We start from the raw sequence: 20,007 nt of genomic DNA, 5'->3' as shown, positions 1-20,007 counted from the left end.
TATATTTTAGCTTGTGTATGAGAGAAGTTGCATTTATAAAACAAAATAAAGAAAAATGGCTTGAATTTGAGCAGGCTATTTTTGGTAAAGCTAAAAAAAATCCTGACGAATTGGCAAGCCTATACATTCATTTAGTTAACGATCTTTCTTACGCTCAAACCTATTATCCTAAAAGTAAAACAGTTATATATCTAAACCACCTCGCATCTATAACTTACCAGAAGATTTATAAAACCAAGCGTGAAGATACCAACAGGATTGTGCATTTCTTTAAAACTGAAGTACCCCTTATAGTATATCAAAACAGGCGATATGTGCTCTATGCCTTTCTTCTGTTCTTTATCTTTGCCGGAATAGGTGCAATATCAGCTGCTAAAGATGATTCTTTCACCCGCCTTATAATGGGCGATGAATATGTGAATATGACACTGGAAAATATTGAAAAAGGTAATCCGGTTGCAGTTTATAAAAGCGGGAGCAATTGGGGAAGCGCCATAGGCATTACGCTAAACAACCTAAAAGTAGGCGCACTATCGTTTGTGGCAGGTGTTTTTGGAGGTATAGGCACAGTATATATACTTTTTAAAAATATGGTAATGCTGGGCTCATTTCAGTATTTCTTTTATGAACGCGGTGTATTCTGGCAAAGTGTTCGTGGAATATGGATACATGGATGTATGGAAATTTTCGGTATTGTAATAGAGGCCGCTGCAGGTATGATGTTTGGCGCAGCATTACTCTTTCCAAAAACATTTTCCAGAATGGCATCACTAAAAACAGGTTTTAAAAATGGCCTTAAAATATGGTTTAGCACTATACCTTTTACAATTGCTGCAGGCATGCTGGAAGGTTTTGTAACCCGCTACTCTCCTGTTATGCCAAAACTGCTTAATATATCTATCATAATAGTTACACTTGCAATAATATCTTACTATTACCTTATATATCCTTTCGTTGTAAATAAAAAATTCAATAAAAATGTTCCAACTTTATAAAGCACGTAATTTTAATTCTATAATAAACGACACTTTTACTTTTTTTAAAATATACGGCAAAAATTATTTTAAAAACTATTTTATCATAAACGGCGGTCTGCTGCTTATACTGGTAGTAATAGGCTTTATAATTGGAAAAGTATTTATAGAAAACATCATGTCCGGCACGGCAGGAAGTAATTCACCTGAAATGATGGGGAAATATTTTTCTGAAAACTTTGGACTTATGTTAGGTCTTGGTTCAGCAGCTTTTTTACTGCTTCTGCTTGTATCAATAATTAATTATGCTTACCCTGTAGTTTACCTAAAAGTTTCAGATACCCATAAAACACCCGACTCAAAACAGTTATGGGCAGTAATTAAATCAAAAATAGGGAAAGCAATTATTTTTGGCCTGATGTCTTTAATATCGTTTTTTCCATTGGCTATTTTAGTGGGCTTATTTGCTTTGTTAATGATAGTTATAATAGTAGGTATACCTGTTGCAATTATTATATTTGCCGCCTACACATGCTGGATATATCTTACTTTCTATGATTATTTAACGTCTGATAACAGTTATTTTACATCTATGGGCGTTGCCTGGCAGATGCTTTTTAAAAACTTTTGGGCACATATGGGAAGTACAGCAATTTTTTATGCAATACTTTATGTACTTCAGCTTGTATTTGTATTTCTTGGTTTTATAGTACAAAGTTTATCCGGACTGGTAAATGTAGATCCTAATACTGCTACAGATGTTATGGCAACAATGAGCATCACCATGATTATAAGCTTTATTATACAAACCGTTATAGGATTTGTAATTGGTAATTTTATAATGGTAAACCAGGGCATGATATATTATAGCTGCATTGAACAGGATGAAAACAGATCATTAGAAAATGAAATTGACCTAATAGGAAGTGACGTTGAATAAATTACTAACATACCTGCTGTTAATTGGCAGTTTACATAGCTTATCTGCTCAAAATGCCATAGACAGCACCGCTGTAAATGATTATTTTGAGGCAGAAGCAGTAGAAGATACTGCTATTGTGCCTTTGCCTGTTATTGAGCATGTTTATACCGAGCGTAGTTTTGACCCAAACTTTAAGGATAAATACAAAACTCCCGAATTTACTTATGAGACTAAAGCAAGGGCTAAATCGCTTTGGGATCGTTTTTGGGAAGCAATCGGCAACTTTTTTGACAGAATATTTTCTACAGGAAATAAAACTACAGGCTCAAGTGCATTTACTATATTTTTAAGGATCATTGCCTTTCTGGTAATTGGCTTTGTAGTTTATATGATAGTACGCATCATTCTTAATAAAGAGGGTATGTGGATTTTTGGGCGTTCCCGCAAGAAAATAAATGTACAGGATGCCGATGTGGAAGATATTCACCAAATGGATTTTAGTGAATTAACCCAGACAACAAAAAAAGGAGGAGATTATAAACTGGCTATACGCTATTATTATTTATGGCTGCTTAAAAAACTTGCTGATAACGAAATAATAGACTGGCATTGGGATAAAACCAACAGCGACTATCTGTATGAGATAAAGAATGATATGCTGAAAAAAGATTTTGAATACCTCTCTTATGTGTATGATTATAGTTGGTATGGCGATTTTCCGATAGATAATGAAGCATTTACAAAAGCGGAAAAGGCTTTCCTGAAAACCTTAAACACTTTATAAGATGAACAGGAAGCTAATACTATATATAGTTCTTATAGGCCTTGTAATAGGATTACTGGTTTACATTGATGCATCAAGGCCAAAACCTATTAACTGGGATCCTACCTATGCAACTAAAGATAAAATTCCGTTAGGTTTATATGTTTTTGATAAAGAAGCTAGAAACATCTTTAAAGACAGTGAAGTAAAAAAACTTAATGTAACTCCTTATGAATATTTTGACAGTATATATGACTATAAAACTAAGTTATATACTGCTAATGGAAGTTTTCTGAATATTTCTGAACAAAATTATTTAGATCGCGAATCGGCTATGGAGCTTTTATATTTTGCCGAGCATGGTAATACCATATTTTTAAGCATGAAAAATCTACCCGGATTTTTACTTGACACCTTAAACATTAATCTTAAAGGAGGATTTTCGCTTAAAGACACGCTTAAACTTTCGCTACCTGAAAAAAATCATGCAAAAGAATATAAATTTGCTCAGGGTGTCGGATTTACTTATTTTGATTCGCTTGATACAAAAAACATCAAAGTATTGGGTTACCAGGAATTAGATAAAGAAAAAGAACCTAATTTTATTGAAGTTCCTTTTGGTAATGGTAGTTTTCTATTGCATACACAACCCGCAGTTTTTAGTAATTATCATTTGCTTAAAGACGATCATTCTGAATATACCCAGGCAATACTGTCATACATTCCTAAAGGCAATATATACTGGTATTCAACTTATTTTGTTAAGAGAAATAATATATCCGATAACTCATTGCGATACATTTTAAGTCAGCCCGCCCTTAAATGGGCTATGTGGCTGGGCATACTGGCATTTATAGTATTTGCCTTATTTAATGCTAAAAGAAAGCAACGCATTATACCCGAAATAGCACCTTTAAGAAATACAACAGTAGATTTTGCAAAAACAATAGGTAATCTTTATTATCAGGAAAGTAATCATCATACAATTATAGAGAAGAAGATTATTTATTTCCTTGAGCATATAAGAAATGAATACAGTATAGACACCTACACTCTTGACGATGCATTTATAGAAAAAATGCACTTAAAAACAGGAAAGCCGGTAGCTGATATTGAAAAAACGGTAAGTTTGATAAAACAACACAGGCATCAGTTTGCAAGTACTGAAGCCGATGTAATAGCGATTAATAAAGCAATAGAAAATTTAAGGTCATGACAGAATCTTTTGAAAACGAAAATATGGACAATACCAATGCCGAAAATGTAACGCCTCAGACTGAAGCTGATAACTCAGTTAATACAGGATTTACAAGCACAACAGAAAGTGAAAATATAAATTTTGAGTCGAGACTGGATCTAAAAGAACTGCAAAAGAGTATTGCTGCTGTAAAACAGGAAATAAGCTCTGTTATTGTAGGGCAAAGTAAAATGATAGATCAGCTGTTGGTGGCTATACTTTCTAATGGGCATGTACTTCTTGAAGGTGTACCGGGTGTTGCCAAAACCATTACAGCAAAGCTACTATCTAAAACATTGTCGCTGCACTTTAGCAGGATACAGTTTACTCCGGACCTTATGCCTTCTGATATTTTAGGAACATCTGTATTCGATTTATCTAAATCTGAATTTAATTTCAAAAAGGGTCCTGTCTTTTCCAACTTCGTATTGATTGACGAGATCAACAGGGCTCCGGCAAAAACCCAGGCAGCTTTATTTGAAGTAATGGAAGAGCGCCAGATAACTGTAGAAGGCGCTACCTATACTATGGAAGCTCCTTTTCTTGTTATAGCAACGCAAAATCCTATTGAACAGGAAGGTACATACCGACTACCGGAAGCACAGCTTGACCGTTTCCTTTTCAAAATCAATATAGATTATCCTAACCTGACAGAAGAGATTGCTATACTACAAAGAGAGAATGCCTTACAGAATAAAGAAAAGCTGGATAATATAAATAAGGTGCTTTCTCAGGCTGAGATAATTAAATATCAGGCATTGGTAAAGCAAATTGTTATAGAGCCACAACTATTGGAGTATATAGCTAAAATTGTTACCAATACACGTGATAATGCATTCCTTTATCTTGGAGCATCTCCACGCGCCTCTATAGCTATACTGAATGCCGCTAAAGGTTACGCTGCGCTTAGAGGAAGAGATTTTGTTACTCCGGAAGACATTAAAGAATCTGCGATACCGGTATTACAGCACCGTGTTATGGTGGCACCTGAACGTGAAATGGAAGGCCTTACCAGCGAAGAAATAATTAAGCAGATAATAGACACTGTAGAAATTCCGCGTTAATGAAGTGGTTTAAACGCATATACCTCAATAATTTATTTTTCTATGTGCTTATAGGCATTATAGTATGTTTCATCGTATCTTATTTTTTCCCTTCATTTTATCGCGCTACCTGGCTCTTATTATATGTTTTTATTGGTTTTACAGCTATGGATTTTTTATTGCTATTTGCTTCTAACCAACGATTCACTGCATCGCGTACAGTTCCGGAAAAACTAAGTAATGGCGATGAAAACGGCATATTAATTAAGTTAGAAAGTGGCTATTCATTTCCCGTTAGCATTAAAGCTATAGATGAAATACCTTTCCAGTTTCAGATGCGTAATTTTGAGGTTAGAAGAAAAATACCTGCCGGCGGAACAGACGGATTTGAATATTTTTTACGCCCTTTGGAACGTGGTGAATACTATTTTGGGAGTTTAAATATTTATGTTTCTTCTCCGTTACACTTAGCTTGCCGAAGGTTTATATTTGACAAGGATCATATGGTACCTACCTACCCGTCTTTTATACAGCTTCGCAAATATGACCTTATGGCTTTTTCAAACCGATTATTTCAATACGGATTGAAAAAAATACGCCGTATAGGGCATACCATGGAATTTGAGCAGATCAAGGAGTACGTTTCAGGAGATGATATACGCACAATAAACTGGAAAGCAACAGCGAAAAAAAATCAGCTGATGGTAAACCAGTTTCAGGATGAACGCTCCCAGAACGTATATATGGTTATAGATAAAGGCCGTGTAATGAAAATGCCTTTTGAAGGCTTAAGCCTTTTGGATTATGCTATAAATTCAACACTGGTACTGGCAAACATTATACTTAAAAAGCAGGATAAGGCCGGTATGTTTACATTCTCAAAAAAAGTAGAAAACCGCGTATCAGCAGAAAGACGATCTTCGCAAATGCAGCGAATACTTGAAACGCTGTATAACGTAAAAACAAATTTTTTTGAAAGTGACTTTGGTCGTTTATATGCCGATATTAAAAAGAACATTACACAAAGAAGCCTTATACTCTTATACACTAATTTTGAAACGCTGGACGGACTTAAACGCCAGTTACCTTATCTTAAAGGTATAGCACACAGCCATCTTTTGGTAGTGGTGTTTTTTGAAAACAGTGAACTGGAAGAGCTTACACATGCTAAACCCGGAAATATTCAGGAAATATATGACCAGGTGATTGCAGAAAAGCTCGCTTTTGAAAAAAGGCTCATAGTTAATGAATTAAAAAAATACGGAATATATTCTGTCCTTACAAAGCCTGAAAATCTCACTATAGAAAGCATTAATAAATATCTGGAAATAAAAGCGAGAGGAATACTTTAATAATTGCGGCCGCAAACATTTTAACTTTGCATACAGCAACTCTTCTATCATGAAACAAATAACAAGTCCGCAAAACCCATTCATAAAATCGCTGGTTCAGCTTCAGGAAAAAGCAAAAGCGCGCCGACAAAGCGGCACTTTTTTAATTGAAGGTCAGCGTGAAATACAACTTGCCCGAAAAGGCGGTTATGAAATAGAAACTATTTTGTTTTTACCCGATATGCTACCGGAAACACAGGTAGCTATACTGGCAGGAAGAAAAGCAGATATTATAGAAATTAGCAGGGAAGTATATCAGAAACTGGCATACAGAGACACTACCGAAGGCATTATTGCTATTGCAAAAAGCAAAAGCCTTGAACTAGCAGATTTACAACTGGGCGATAACCCGCTTATACTTGTTGCCGAAGCTCCCGAAAAACCGGGCAACCTTGGTGCGCTTTTACGCACAGCAGATGCTGCAAATTTAGATGCCGTAATTGTTGCAAATCCTAAAAGCGATATGTACAATCCTAATATTGTACGTTCCAGTGTGGGATGCTTGTTTACAACGCAGATAGCTACGGGAAATACAGATGATGTTATTGCTTTTTTAAAGTCAAAAAATATAAATATTTACTGTGCCACACTTCAGGATTCTACACAATACCATACACAAGACTATACTACACCATCTGCTCTGGTAGTAGGAACCGAAGCTACAGGACTTACACAGGAATGGCGTGATGCATCTACAAAAAACATAATAATACCTATGCAGGGCGAGATAGATTCTATGAATGTATCTGTAGCTGCTGCCATATTAATTTTTGAAGCTAAAAGACAAAGAGGATTTTAAATACTTTATTTTATGATAAGCGTAAACGTATCGCAAAACTTTAAACGCAGTGTAAGAAAAGCTATATTATCTATAGTATTATTTGTTTTTACCTACATTCTTTTAGTAGCTTTAGCCGTAGGCCTAACTGTTGCGTGTGGTTATGGTGGTATAATGCTGATAGCACTCAGACCATCTTTCGCTACTTTAATGCTTGGAATTGGCTGTATAAGCATTGGTTTATTAATATTGTTTTTCATGATAAAATTTGTCTTTTCAAAAAACAAGACAGACCGCTCTCATTTTATAGAAATAACACAGCATGAAGAACCCCGACTATTTGCTTTTATTGAAGCAATAGTAAACGAAACAGGAACCGAGTTTCCGAATAAAATATACCTTTCATCTGAAGTTAATGCATCTGTATTTTACGACTCCAGTTTTTGGAGCATGTTTCTTCCCGTAAAAAAGAATCTGCATTTAGGACTTGGTCTTATGAATAGTGTAACTGTAGATGAATTTAAAGGTATTGTTGCCCATGAATTCGGGCACTTTTCTCAACGTAGTATGAAAGTAGGCAGTTATGTATACAATGTAAATTATATAATACATAATATGCTATATGACAATGACTCTTATGATGCCATAATAAATAAGTGGGCTAATGCAAGTGGATATTTTTCAATTGCAGCCATAATTGGAGTAAGAATTATTGATGCTATACAATGGATACTTAAAAAAGTATATGAAATAGTAAACCTTAACTATCTGGCTCTTTGCAGGGAAATGGAATTTCACGCCGATGAGGTAGCTGCCAATGTAGCTGGTTCTAAAGCATTGGCAACATCATTAGTAAGATTAGACCTCGCTTCGTTTGCTTATAATAGTACTTTGGAATTTTATGGTAATAAAATAAAAGACAACAAAAAACCTGATAATATATTTCCTCAGATGAGTTATGTTTTAGCTTTCTGGGGTAATGAACTCAAACTGGCAACAATAAACAATTTACCGGCAGCAACACTCGATTCAAAAACACGATTCAACAAATCTAAATTAGGGTTTGAGGATCAATGGTCTTCTCATCCAAGTGATAAAGACCGTGTAAATAAACTTGAGAATTTAAATATTCCTGCAAAAAATCAAAATACCGAAATTGCAGTTTCATTATTTGAAAATCCTGTAAAAAAGCAGGAAACTATTACTGCAATGCTATTTTCTAAAATAGAATACAGTAACCACACAACACCTCATAATCTTACAGAATTCAAATCTGAATTTTCCGAAACAATCAGCAAATCTACTTTCGCAAAAAAGTATAATAATTATTTTGACGACCTGACTATAAACGCTTTAGACTTTGATACACTAGTTTCTCTATACACTTCGGAAGAAGAAGAAAAAGAAATATTTAGTCAGGAAGCAGTAGATCTTATATATCAATCAATTGGTTTAAGAAATGATATTGAAACCCTCAATAAAATTGCATCAGGAGATTTTGAGGTTAAATCTTTTGATTATGACGGAAATCGTTATAAATCATCAGATGCATCTACTTTACTAAGCAAGATAGAGGAAGAACTAAAAAAAGCTAATATACAGGTTGAGGAAAATAATAAAAAAATATTTGCTTATTATTATAATATCGCTAAAAATAACAATAAAGAACATTTATATACAGATAAATACAAGAAGTACCTAAACTACATAAATAGCTTTGAAACAAAATCTGAAGTTCTGAAAGTTATGTATAATACGCTTTCATTTACGCAGCAAAATTGTTCTTTTGAAAAAATAAACTCTAAAATGAAAAAAGTTTATCTTGAAGAAGTACAATTTAAAACTATTATTAAAGAATTACTTGAAAATAGTGAGGAATCCAAAATATTAGCTGAGGAACACAAAGAAGTATTTACAAAATACACCAGTACAGATTTAAACTATTTTAGTAATGACCGTTATGATGAGGTATCCCTTAATCTCTTATTTAGCAGTATAAATTATTATAATGTTGTTATGAACGATATACAATTTATGTATAAAAAAGATTTTCTTGATTTTCAGGCTTCACTAACTGAAGGTACATTATCATTAACTAATAATATTCAAAAAGAACCTTTAAACTAAAACTGCATTAAATAAAATGCATACGGATAATGAAATTAATTTATCTTATTCTTCTATTTATTACCTTTTCTATTAATGCTCAACAAATTGAAACGATTGATTGGGATGAGGTTCGTATAAACGGTATATTAGAACTCACAATATCAAAACGTGATTTTGAAACAATTTATAAAAAAGCAGACAGTATTGTAACACCTGATTATACCGAAATTTGCGGAGCAGATGAAGACAGTAATTTTCAGTACTACTATTACAAAGGTTTGCAGTATGAGCTTGACAATGGAATTATGAATTTCAGAAAGATTACCTTCTCAAAAAAGTATTCATTTTTCATACTCTACAAAGACAAAAAAATAGACCTTACTACAAAGATAGACGACCTGAACACTCTGTTTCCTGAAGCGATAAAAAATGCTGAAAATAATAATGGAATAATATATATAACATTAAAATCAGCAGATGTTATTGATGATAGCGAATGGCATTTTACTTTTAAAAACGGCTATCTCCAATCTATAGAATGCTTTTTCCCATGTTAAATGAATGAGCCTAAAACCTATTACAATCCTTTAAATGGGGAGTACACCAAAATAATTGAATCTTCTGAAGACACTAATGGGAAATACTCTTTGCTTGAAGTTTCTCTTATGCCCCACGGCGGAAACCCACCTCACTATCATAAACGCTTTACGGAAGAATTTATAGCCGTTAAAGGACAATTAGGCTTACTATACAATAGGGAGATTGTTTATCTTGAACCCGGGCAAAGCAAACTGGTTCCGATAGGCATAGAGCATCGATTTTTTAATAATGGGAGTGAACCTATAGTTTTTAGGATAGTACTACGTAATGGGCAGCCCGGTTTTGAAAATTTCATAAAAGCACTTTTCGGTCTGGTTAATGATAAATGCACTACTAAAAGGATGATCCCTAAAAATCCTTTCTATGGAGCGATACTGCTCAAATGGGGAGATACCCATCTCAATACTACTTTTTTCAATCTTTTTACTCCTTTTGCTTCACTCACCTATTGGATTGCTAAAAAGATAAATCTGGAAAATATCCTGCTTCGTAAATACTGTAAATAGCCTTTGTAAGCAACTCTATGTTAGAATAGAATAATTCTATATGCTATATTGTTTTTGATAAAAAATATCACTAATTTTAAGGCTATTGCTATATGACTATGATTGAGATTGATACCGAACAGGAAAACAAGGCTATTGCCAAAGAATACAAGGAGTTACTCCGAATAAGCTACCAGACACTTACAGAAGACGATAAAAAGCTGATCAGAAAAGCTTTTGATGTTGCTGTAGATGCACATAAAGATCAACGAAGGAAATCTGGTGAAGCTTACATCTTCCACCCTATTGCCGTGGCTAAAATTGTGGCCTCAGAAATTGGATTGGGGGCAACTTCTATTGCCTCTGCCCTACTGCATGACGTAGTAGAAGATACAGATATTACGGTAGCCGATATTGAGCGTATGTTCAATCCGAAGATAGCACAGATCGTAGATGGCCTGACAAAAATTGCACAGGTTAAAACCGATCAGGAAATATCTATGCAGGCTGAAAATTTCCGTAAAATGCTGCTTACCCTAAATGATGATGTTAGGGTTATACTCATAAAAATTGCCGACAGGCTGCATAATATGCAGACTATGGAATCTATGGTAGATTACAAACAGGCAAAAATTGCATCGGAAACATTATACATTTATGCTCCGTTAGCACACCGCCTTGGGTTGTATAATATTAAAAATCAGCTTGAAGATCTTGGTCTTAAGTATACAGAGCCTGCTGTGTATAACGACATTGTAAGCAAAATGAAGGAGACCAAAGAAGAACAGGATGCTTACATTAAGTCTATTTCTGATGTATTAAAATCATCACTGGATGCTGAGAATATTCAGTATACTATAAAAGGCAGGCCTAAGTCCATTTATTCTATCCGCAGAAAAATGCTGGCTCAGGGTGTGAGCTTTGACGAAGTATATGACAAGTTTGCACTGCGTATTATTTATAAATCAGACCAGCATGATGAAAAATTTATTGCCTGGAAAATATATTCTATAGTAACCGACCATTACCGACCTAGCCCAAGTAGGTTAAGGGACTGGATATCATCTCCAAAATCTACCGGATATGAGGCACTGCATATTACAGTAATGGGACCAAAAGGGCGTTGGGTAGAAATTCAGGTACGAAGCGAACGTATGGACGAGGTTGCTGAAAAGGGATATGCTGCGCATTATAAGTACAAACAAGGCGGCGCAACTGAAGAACATGGCCTTGAAACCTGGCTTAACCTGTTAAAAGAAGCCCTGGAAAATACATCGGGCAATGCTGTAGATTTTGTTGAGGACTTTAAACTGAATCTATATGCTAAAGAGATATATGTTTTTACCCCTAAAGGTGAAATAAAATCGTTACCAAAGGGCGCTACATCACTGGATTTTGCTTTTAGTATACACTCTGAAATAGGTATCAGAACAAGAGGAACACGAGTGAATGGAAAACTGGTGCCACTTAACCATGTACTTAACAGCGGTGATCAGGTAGAAGTTATTACCTCCCCTAACCAGAAACCTAACCCGCACTGGCTGGATTATGTTACTACGGCAAGAGCTAAAAACAAGATAAAAAATGTACTAAACGAGAGTACTAAGAAAATTGCCGAAGACGGAAAAGAACTACTTACCCGTAAACTCCGACATTTAAAAATTACGCTTAGCGAAAGCATTGTAAACGAACTGGTAAACTACTTTAAATTAAAAACAAGTCTGGATTTGTTTTACCGTGTAGGTGTTGGTACTATAGACAACCAGCAACTTAAAGACTACGCTGCACTGAAGAGCAATACGTTTATGAATTTCTTTAAGAATAAAATAAAACGTTCGCCTAACGTGCCGCAGGAGCAGATTCAGAAAGAAGAAATAAGCCGTAATTATGACCTGCTTGTTTTTGGTAAAAATGAAGACAAGCTTGATTATAAACTTGCCAACTGCTGTAACCCCATACCGGGAGATGAAGTGTTTGGTTTTATTACCATAAATGAAGGGATAAAAGTGCATAAAAAAGACTGCCCTAATGCTATAAGGCTGCAAAGTAATTATGCTTACCGCATTATGCCTGCAAAATGGATAGATTCTTCGCAGGAAGAATTTAAGGCGACACTTAAAATAACAGGCATGGATATACTTGGACTGACAAACGAGCTGACAAAAGTTATATCCAACAATATGCATGTTAATATTCAAAGTATATCGCTAAGCGGTAATGCAGGTATATTTAACGGGCAGGTTACTGTAGTGGTGCAGAACAACACCATTCTTAAAAAACTTATAGATAATATTAAAAAAATTGAGGGCATAGATAAAGTGACGAGGATATATAACAATTAAGGTTAATGCTTTCACTTAACGAAATTTAGATTATCTTTGCACCATCGATACAAAAACCATGGAAAATAATAAAAACCAGGACATTGTAAAAAATGTTTTCACGAAGTTCCTTGAGGATAAAGGGCACAGGAAAACCCCTGAGCGCTACGCTATTCTGCTGGAAATATATAACAGCACTGAACATTTTGATATTGAGTCGTTATATATAAAAATGAAAAACAAAAACTATCGCGTTAGCCGTGCTACACTTTATAACACGATAGAATTGCTTTTAGAATGCGGACTTGTGAGAAGGCACCAGTTTGGACAAAACCAGAGCCATTATGAGAAATCATATTTTGACAAGCAGCATGATCATATAATAATGACAGATACAGGTGAGGTTATAGAGTTTTGTGACCCCAGAATACAATCTATTAAAAAAACGATAGAAGAAATTTTTGGTATTGAAATTCATAACCATTCTTTATACCTTTACGGCCATAAAAAACAACCTGTGGCAGAACAAGAGCCTATAGCTGAACAGCCTGTTGCAGAAAGTTAATAAAAGGGCGCGTTTAAAAGAAACGACAAACCAACCCTGAAAAGGATTGGTTTTTATTTTTATGATTACCCGGAAAAACAATTATTTCAATATAACAAACAAATAAAAGGAATGACCGTAGATTTGCTGCTTGGATTACAGTGGGGCGACGAAGGCAAAGGAAAGATCGTTGACGTACTCACCTCTAAATATGATATTATTGCCCGTTTTCAGGGTGGACCAAATGCAGGCCACACACTGGAATTTGATGGGATTAAACACGTTTTAAGGACTATTCCATCAGGTATATTCCATAAAAATTCAATAAATATCATTGGTAATGGTGTTGTAATGGATCCTGTGGTTTTTCAGAAAGAAATAGAAGGGCTTGAGAAATTCAATATCGATATTCAGTCCCGCTTGCTTATTTCAAGAAAAGCACACCTTATATTACCTACACACCGCCTTTTAGATGCTGCATCTGAAGCTTCTAAAGGTAAAGCAAAAATAGGATCAACACTGAAAGGTATTGGCCCAACCTATATGGACAAAACCGGAAGAAACGGCCTTCGAGTAGGAGATATTGAGCTTGAAAATTTTGAAGAGCTTTACCGCCACCTTGCCGATAAGCACCAGGCAATGATAGACTTCTACAATGTAGAGCTTGAATATGACCTTGCAGAACTTGAGGCAGAATTTTTTGCTGCAGTTAAAGAGCTTAAAAAACTTACCTTTATTGATAGCGAAGAATACCTTAACAAAGCAATGAAAGTAGGAAAAACCATTCTTGCAGAAGGTGCTCAGGGTTCTTTACTTGATATTGATTTTGGTACATATCCATTTGTCACATCATCTAACACTACTGCTGCCGGAGCCTGTACAGGACTTGGTATTGCACCAAACAGGGTTAAAGATGTATTTGGTATTTTTAAAGCATATACTACCCGTGTTGGAAGCGGGCCTTTCCCTACTGAATTATTTGACGAAGATGGTGCTACAATGGCACGCGTTGGTAATGAATACGGATCTGTAACCGGTCGTGCGAGACGTTGCGGATGGCTGGACCTTGTTGCACTAAAATATGCAATCCAGGTAAATGGTGTTACACAGCTATATATGATGAAAGGTGACGTACTTTCTGGTTTTGATACTTTAAAAGTATGTACTTCATATAAATATAAAGGACAGGAAATTAGTCACCTGCCTTATAACATAGAACCTGAAAATGTAACGCCTGTTTTTGTTGAGAAAAAAGGATGGGCAGCAGATCTTACAGGAATGACAACCTATGAACAGCTTCCTGCTGAACTTAAAGAATATATTGAGTTTATTGAAAAAGAAGTTGAAGTACCTATTAAAGTTATATCTGTAGGCCCGGACAGAACCCAGACAATTATAAAATAAAAAAAGCCGCTTTATGCGGCTTTTTTTATAACTTGTCTTTAGTGAATAAAATATATAGTAACCCCGAAACTTTTAACTATACAATAAAGCAAAGCACAACTATTGTTATTGTTTTTACGTAAATTTGTTCCAAATTATTTCAACTTGAAAAAGCTTCTCTTTTTTCTTATATCTTTTATTCTCTGCAATAATGTTTTGTGCGCACAGGAGAAAAAGTTAATTATAATTGAGCACGTAGATTTTATTGAAGGGAATCAGACGGAAATTCCTGACGCTGTTGTTCTTACCGGCAATGTAAGGGTATTACATGATGGTATTAGAATGACTTGTAACAAAGCGTATCATTTCACTAAAGAGAATTATATAAAGCTTTTTGGCGATGTAAAAATGAATCAGGGCGACAGCCTTTTTATGGATGGGCGCTATGCAGAATATAATGGCAACAAAAAATTTGCTTACGCAACAGGAGATATAGTGATGCGCTCTCCCGACATGAGGCTTGTTACCGACACTATTTATTTTGACAGGGCTGCACAACAGGCTTATTATAATTCTTACGGAACTATTTATAATGCTGACAATACTCTTAAAAGTAAATCAGGGCGCTATATAGTAGCTCAAAAGAAATATGAATTCAGAACTGCCGTTACCCTTACCAACCCAAAATATGTTTTAAAGTCAAACCATCTTGATTATTACACAAACTCTGGGCATTCATATGTATTTGGCCCTACCACAATTACAAGTAAAGAAGACTATATTTATACTGAGAAAGGGTTTTATGATACAAAAAAAAATCTGGCACATTTGCTAACCAACTCCTACATAAAATATGGTACGCGGATTATAAAAGGAGACAGTATTTATTATGACAGGCCTCGAAATTACTCATCCGCAACTAACAATGTAAAAGTCACCGACACAGTAAACAAATATGTTTTAGAGGGGCATTATTCTGAAATATATAGATTTAAAGAGGGCGACTCCCTTATAATGACAAAACATGCCGTAGCAAAAACACTTGTAGAAAAAGACACCTTATACACCCATGCAAAACGTATGGTAGTTACAGGAAAACCGGGCTTCAGAATTGTGAGAGGATACAATAATGCACGATTTTATAAGGTAGATATGAGCGGTAAATGCGATTCGATACATTCTGATGAAGCAAAAGGGCTTACGCAACTTATTAAACGTCCTGTGGTATGGAATGGCGACAGCCAGCTTACAGGAGAAGTTATACACATAATATCTAACAGTAAAACTGAACAAATAGACTCGCTAAAGGTACTTACAAATGCTTTTATAATTCAGAAAGATACCCTAGGAACGGGATATAACCAGATAAAAGGAAAGAACCTGTATGGTAAATTCAGGGATAATAAACTCTATGAGGTAGATTTAATAGGAAATGCAGAGAAGATATACTATATGTATGATAAAGAGGTTTTATTTGGTATAGATAAAGGTGTAGGCAGCAGTATTCATCTTGAACTGAAAGACAATAAAATTACCTCTGCAACACTTTTCAGAAAAACCGAAAGCCAAATCTATCCTGATTCCGAACTACCGCAAAATGTGCGTAAACTGAGAGGCTTTTTATGGCGTGGAGATGAAATGATAAAAACAAAAGACGACATATTCCCTCCGGAAGAACAAGAACTTCATGACAGTATAGTTAAAAAATCGGTAGCAGATAAAAAAATAGAAGACACTCCAATGGAACCATTAAAGCAGACATTGGATTATGATAAAGACCACCCAAAACCTAAGCCTAAACCTGAGGTTAAAGAGGAACAAAAATAATAATGCGAATGATCAATGACTTTTTAAAATACCAGGCGCAAACTTCTCCTTATCCTTTAGGAATGGAAGTTTCTCACGCCAAGGGATCTTATATTTACGATAGCAATAATAAAAAATATCTTGATTTTGTGGCCGGCGTTTCGGCAGCAAGCCTGGGACATCAGAATGCAAGAGTAAATCAGGCGATCATAGACCAGCTTAACAAATATTCGCACGTAATGGTATATGGTGAATATGCCCAGCATCCTGCAACCGAGTTTTGTAAATTGCTTGCACAAAACATGCCTGAACAATTAAATAAAACCTACCTTACCAACTCGGGCACCGAAGCAACTGAAGGAGCCTTAAAACTTGCAAGAAGAGTAACAGGCAGAAGCCAGCTTATCTCCTGTTTTAATGCTTATCACGGCAACACTATGGGATCTATGAGTGTTATGGGGTTTGAGGAACGCAAGCAGATATTTCGCCCGTTACTACCTGATGTGGATTTTATAACCTTTAACAACGAAGAGGATTTACAAAAAATAACTACTAAAACAGCAGGTATTATTCTGGAAACCATTCAGGGTGGCGCCGGTTTTATACAGCCGCATAATGATTTTCTTAAAAAAGTAAGGCAGCGATGTGATGAAGTAGGCGCTATAATGATTCTTGATGAAATACAGCCAGGTTTTGGACGCACAGGAAAACTATTTGGGTTTCAGAACTATGATGTTGTACCGGATGTAGTTGTTATGGGTAAAGGAATGGGTGGTGGTATGCCGGTAGGAGCTTTTACAGCTTCAGAAAAGATGATGGATTTATTAAGCCATGATCCTAAGCTGGGGCATATAACAACATTTGGCGGACACCCGGTAATTGCTGCTGCTTGCTTAGCTACGCTACATGAGCTGACCGAAACTGACATAATGGCGCAGACGCTGGAAAAAGAAAAAATATTCAGAAAACTGCTTATTCACCCCCTGATTAAAGAAGTACGGGGTGAGGGCTTAATGCTTGCAGCGATGACTGAAAGGGCTGATATTACTGACAAAGTAATTTTGCGATGCCAGGACAAAGGCCTTATTTTATTCTGGCTGCTGTTTGAAGGATGCGCAATAAGAATAACCCCTCCCCTAACTATTAGTAATGAGGAGATTGAGGAAGGTTGTGGCATTATTATTGAAGTTATGAATGAGATTCTTGAAGAGCAAAACAATAATTAACAATAAAATTTGTTAATTAAATTGTTCAAAAGAAATATAAATTATTTCCTTTTAGGAGTTACATTTTGTAACTTTAATAAGGATAATTTTAAACAATAGGAGTATGAATTTGAGCCACGAAGAAGAAGATTACAGTTTATCCTTATCAAAGTTTGAATCTATGTTGAAAACCAACAAAGTACTTTTCTTTGATTCTGAAGAGTTTGAAGACATTATTCTTCATTACCTCGACACCGGAAAAATTAATTTAGCTAAGAAGGCCTTAAAATTAGGTCTGGAACAACATCCCAGGTCAACAGGTTTAAAATTAGTACAGGTAGAGCTTTTAGTTTTTGACGACAAACTAGACCTTGCAGAAAGATTATTAAATGACTTATATGCCATAGAACCTACTAACGAAGAGGTATATATACAAAAAGCAAATATTTATTCTAAAAGAGACCAGCATGAAAAAGCAGTAGAGCTTTTACAAACTGCCCTTAAATATACAGACGATTATGCAGATGTATATTCTCTTATAGGTATGGAATATCTTTTTATGGATAATTTAGAAATGGCACGTGATAATTTTATTAAATGCCTTGATGAAGATACTGAAGATCACTCCGCATTATATAATGTGGTATATTGTTTTGATTTTTTAGACCAAAACCTTGAAGCTGTTGAGTTTCTGAATAATTTTATTGACAAGAACCCATACAGTGAAGTAGCCTGGCATCAGTTAGGAAGACAATACTATGCCATAAAAGATTATGAAGGAGCATTACGTGCCTTTGACTATGCTACGCTTATTGACGACAGCTTTCTGGGAGCATTTCTTGAAAAAGCCAAATCTTTAGAGAAGTTAAAACGATATGAAGAGGCTATTGCATGCTACACCATTACTATGGAGCTTGATGACCCTACATCTTTTGCTTTGCTAAGGGTTGGTAAATGCTATGAAAGATTAGGCAATTTTGAAGATGCCCTTAAGTTTTATTTGAGAACTGTACATGAAGATCCCTTACTTGATAAAGCATGGATAGCAATTACCGATTTTTATATTCGTCGTAAAAACTACCAGAAAGCACTTTACTATGTAAATAAAGCTATTGGTATTGACAACGAAAATAAATTATACTGGAAACGCTATGCAATTATAAACAAAGCGCTGAGTTTTCATGAAGAAGCAGAAGAAGGCTATAGAAAAGCAGTAGAGTTTGGTGATTACCAGCTTGATACCTGGTTATTCTGGACAGATACTCTTGTAACGCTGGGTGAATATGATACCGCTATTACTACTTTGCTCCAGGCCTCTGAATATTTTCCTGAAGAATATGAGATTGAATACCGACTTGCCGGATTGTACTTTATGCAGCAGGAAGAAGATAAAGCAGTGTTTCATTTAAGTAATGGGCTAAGATTAGGTTTTAAACACCATACGCTTATTGAAGAATATTTTCCCGCAATATGGTATTCAGATATTGTACAGGACGCTATTAAAAAGCATGAAAGCAGACAATAATTAATTTTATTTTATAATATTTAACCTGATTATAGCATGGCTTAATCAGGTTTTTTTATTTTTATGGAATGAAAACAAAACGTTTTGGACTTGTAGGCCGCAATATTAATTACTCCTTTTCTGCAGGGTATTTCAAAAGTAAGTTTAAAAAGAAAGGCCTTGAAAATTACACTTATACCAACTTTGATATTGAAGACATTTCCCAGCTTCCGGAAATACTTCAAAAAACAAAAAGGCTAAAAGGACTCAATGTAACTATTCCCTACAAAGAACAGGTTATACCATTATTGGATAAGGTATCTAAAACTGCACAAATAATTGGTGCTGTAAATACTATTGTTGTTTCAAAAAAACGAACCAAAGGCTATAATACTGACCATTACGGATTTAAAAGAGCTATAGAGCCACTGCTGCTTCCACATCATAAAAAAGCATTGATTTTAGGAACCGGCGGTGCCGCAAAAGCAATTGCCTATGCTCTTAGAAAAATGAGAATAGAATATGACTTTGTATCGCGAACCGCAACAGATGTAATTTATGGTTATGAAGACCTTACAGAGAATATTTTTAATGAGTACCATATAATAATAAACACCACACCATTAGGCACTTTCCCTAATATAAATGAATATCCTCCAATAGATTACAGCCTTTTTTCAGACAGGCATATTGCTTTCGACCTTGTATATAATCCTGAAGAGACTGCTTTCCTAAAAAAAGCAGCTAAAAATGGTGCAGTCACAAAAAATGGCTACGACATGCTGGTACATCAGGCTGAAAAGGCATGGAAGGTTTGGAATAAAAAATAACTCTTCTTTTAACAAATCGTTATTTATATTTAATAAAACCATCCAAACATTCAGAAATCGATGTTTTTCTTTGAATTTTAAACTGGCTTTACTATCTTTCGGCATTAAAGAT

17 protein-coding genes are annotated in these 20,007 nt (G+C 35.1%); all 17 read left to right on the top strand.

What is annotated here, in order from left to right:
• Nucleotides 1–17 precede the first annotated feature (17 nt).
• The 17 genes from NHE85_RS11115 to NHE85_RS11035 all read left to right on the top strand — a co-directional run bounded on the left by NHE85_RS11115 (nt 18) and on the right by NHE85_RS11035 (nt 19,895).
• Complete coding sequence (locus tag NHE85_RS11115; protein WP_252812100.1) at nt 18–995, top strand: stage II sporulation protein M; 978 nt, start codon at nt 18–20, stop codon at nt 993–995.
• The gene (locus tag NHE85_RS11110) at nt 979–1,914 is read left to right on the top strand and encodes a hypothetical protein (protein WP_252812099.1); all 936 of its coding nucleotides are present in this window, start codon (nt 979–981) and stop codon (nt 1,912–1,914) included. Before NHE85_RS11115 ends, NHE85_RS11110 begins: the two co-directional genes overlap by 17 nt.
• The gene (locus NHE85_RS11105; RefSeq protein ID WP_252812098.1) at nt 1,907–2,680 is read left to right on the top strand and encodes a DUF4129 domain-containing protein; all 774 of its coding nucleotides are present in this window, start codon (nt 1,907–1,909) and stop codon (nt 2,678–2,680) included. The genes NHE85_RS11110 and NHE85_RS11105 overlap by 8 nt, the downstream gene beginning before the upstream one ends.
• Nucleotide 2,681: 1 nt before the next feature.
• Nucleotides 2,682–3,875 (top strand): DUF4350 domain-containing protein, encoded by a 1,194-nt coding sequence (locus tag NHE85_RS11100; protein WP_252812097.1) that lies wholly within the window; start codon nt 2,682–2,684, stop codon nt 3,873–3,875.
• Nucleotides 3,872–4,960, top strand: a complete 1,089-nt coding sequence (locus NHE85_RS11095; RefSeq protein ID WP_252812096.1) for a MoxR family ATPase — start codon at nt 3,872–3,874, stop codon at nt 4,958–4,960. The genes NHE85_RS11100 and NHE85_RS11095 overlap by 4 nt, the downstream gene beginning before the upstream one ends.
• Nucleotides 4,960–6,291, top strand: coding sequence for a DUF58 domain-containing protein (locus NHE85_RS11090; RefSeq protein WP_252812095.1), 1,332 nt, complete (start codon nt 4,960–4,962; stop codon nt 6,289–6,291). Before NHE85_RS11095 ends, NHE85_RS11090 begins: the two co-directional genes overlap by 1 nt.
• A gap of 49 nt (nt 6,292–6,340) precedes the next feature.
• Complete coding sequence (locus NHE85_RS11085; protein WP_252812094.1) at nt 6,341–7,129, top strand: RNA methyltransferase; 789 nt, start codon at nt 6,341–6,343, stop codon at nt 7,127–7,129.
• A 12-nt stretch (nt 7,130–7,141) separates the two neighbouring features.
• Nucleotides 7,142–9,235, top strand: a complete 2,094-nt coding sequence (locus tag NHE85_RS11080) for a M48 family metalloprotease (RefSeq protein WP_252812093.1) — start codon at nt 7,142–7,144, stop codon at nt 9,233–9,235.
• 29 nt (nt 9,236–9,264) lie between these two features.
• Nucleotides 9,265–9,774 (top strand): hypothetical protein, encoded by a 510-nt coding sequence (locus NHE85_RS11075; protein WP_252812092.1) that lies wholly within the window; start codon nt 9,265–9,267, stop codon nt 9,772–9,774.
• Nucleotides 9,775–10,323: a cupin domain-containing protein gene (locus NHE85_RS11070; RefSeq protein ID WP_252812091.1), complete on the top strand. Its 549-nt coding sequence runs from the start codon at nt 9,775–9,777 to the stop codon at nt 10,321–10,323.
• A gap of 98 nt (nt 10,324–10,421) precedes the next feature.
• Nucleotides 10,422–12,644, top strand: a complete 2,223-nt coding sequence (locus NHE85_RS11065; protein ID WP_252812090.1) for a bifunctional (p)ppGpp synthetase/guanosine-3',5'-bis(diphosphate) 3'-pyrophosphohydrolase — start codon at nt 10,422–10,424, stop codon at nt 12,642–12,644.
• 58 nt (nt 12,645–12,702) lie between these two features.
• Nucleotides 12,703–13,188 carry a Fur family transcriptional regulator gene (locus NHE85_RS11060; protein WP_252812089.1) on the top strand — a complete coding sequence of 162 codons (486 nt, stop codon included), beginning with the start codon at nt 12,703–12,705 and terminating at the stop codon, nt 13,186–13,188.
• A gap of 111 nt (nt 13,189–13,299) precedes the next feature.
• Nucleotides 13,300–14,571 (top strand): adenylosuccinate synthase, encoded by a 1,272-nt coding sequence (locus NHE85_RS11055; protein WP_252812088.1) that lies wholly within the window; start codon nt 13,300–13,302, stop codon nt 14,569–14,571.
• Nucleotides 14,572–14,715: 144 nt separating this feature from the next.
• A complete protein-coding gene (locus NHE85_RS11050) occupies nt 14,716–16,377 on the top strand; it encodes an OstA-like protein (protein WP_252812087.1) in 1,662 nt (553 codons plus the stop codon).
• 8 nt (nt 16,378–16,385) lie between these two features.
• Nucleotides 16,386–17,582: an aspartate aminotransferase family protein gene (locus tag NHE85_RS11045; RefSeq protein ID WP_252812086.1), complete on the top strand. Its 1,197-nt coding sequence runs from the start codon at nt 16,386–16,388 to the stop codon at nt 17,580–17,582.
• Nucleotides 17,583–17,685: 103 nt separating this feature from the next.
• Entirely contained in the window at nt 17,686–19,086 is a 1,401-nt protein-coding gene (locus NHE85_RS11040; RefSeq protein WP_252812085.1) for a tetratricopeptide repeat protein, read from the top strand.
• Between the two features lie 68 nt (nt 19,087–19,154).
• A complete protein-coding gene (locus NHE85_RS11035; protein WP_252812084.1) occupies nt 19,155–19,895 on the top strand; it encodes a shikimate dehydrogenase in 741 nt (246 codons plus the stop codon).
• Nucleotides 19,896–20,007: the final 112 nt, after the last annotated feature.

This window comes from Flavobacterium sp. NRK1 (genome assembly GCF_024054175.1).
Classification (GTDB): domain Bacteria; phylum Bacteroidota; class Bacteroidia; order Flavobacteriales; family Flavobacteriaceae; genus Flavobacterium.
This window is presented reverse-complemented; position numbering and strand designations above follow the sequence as displayed.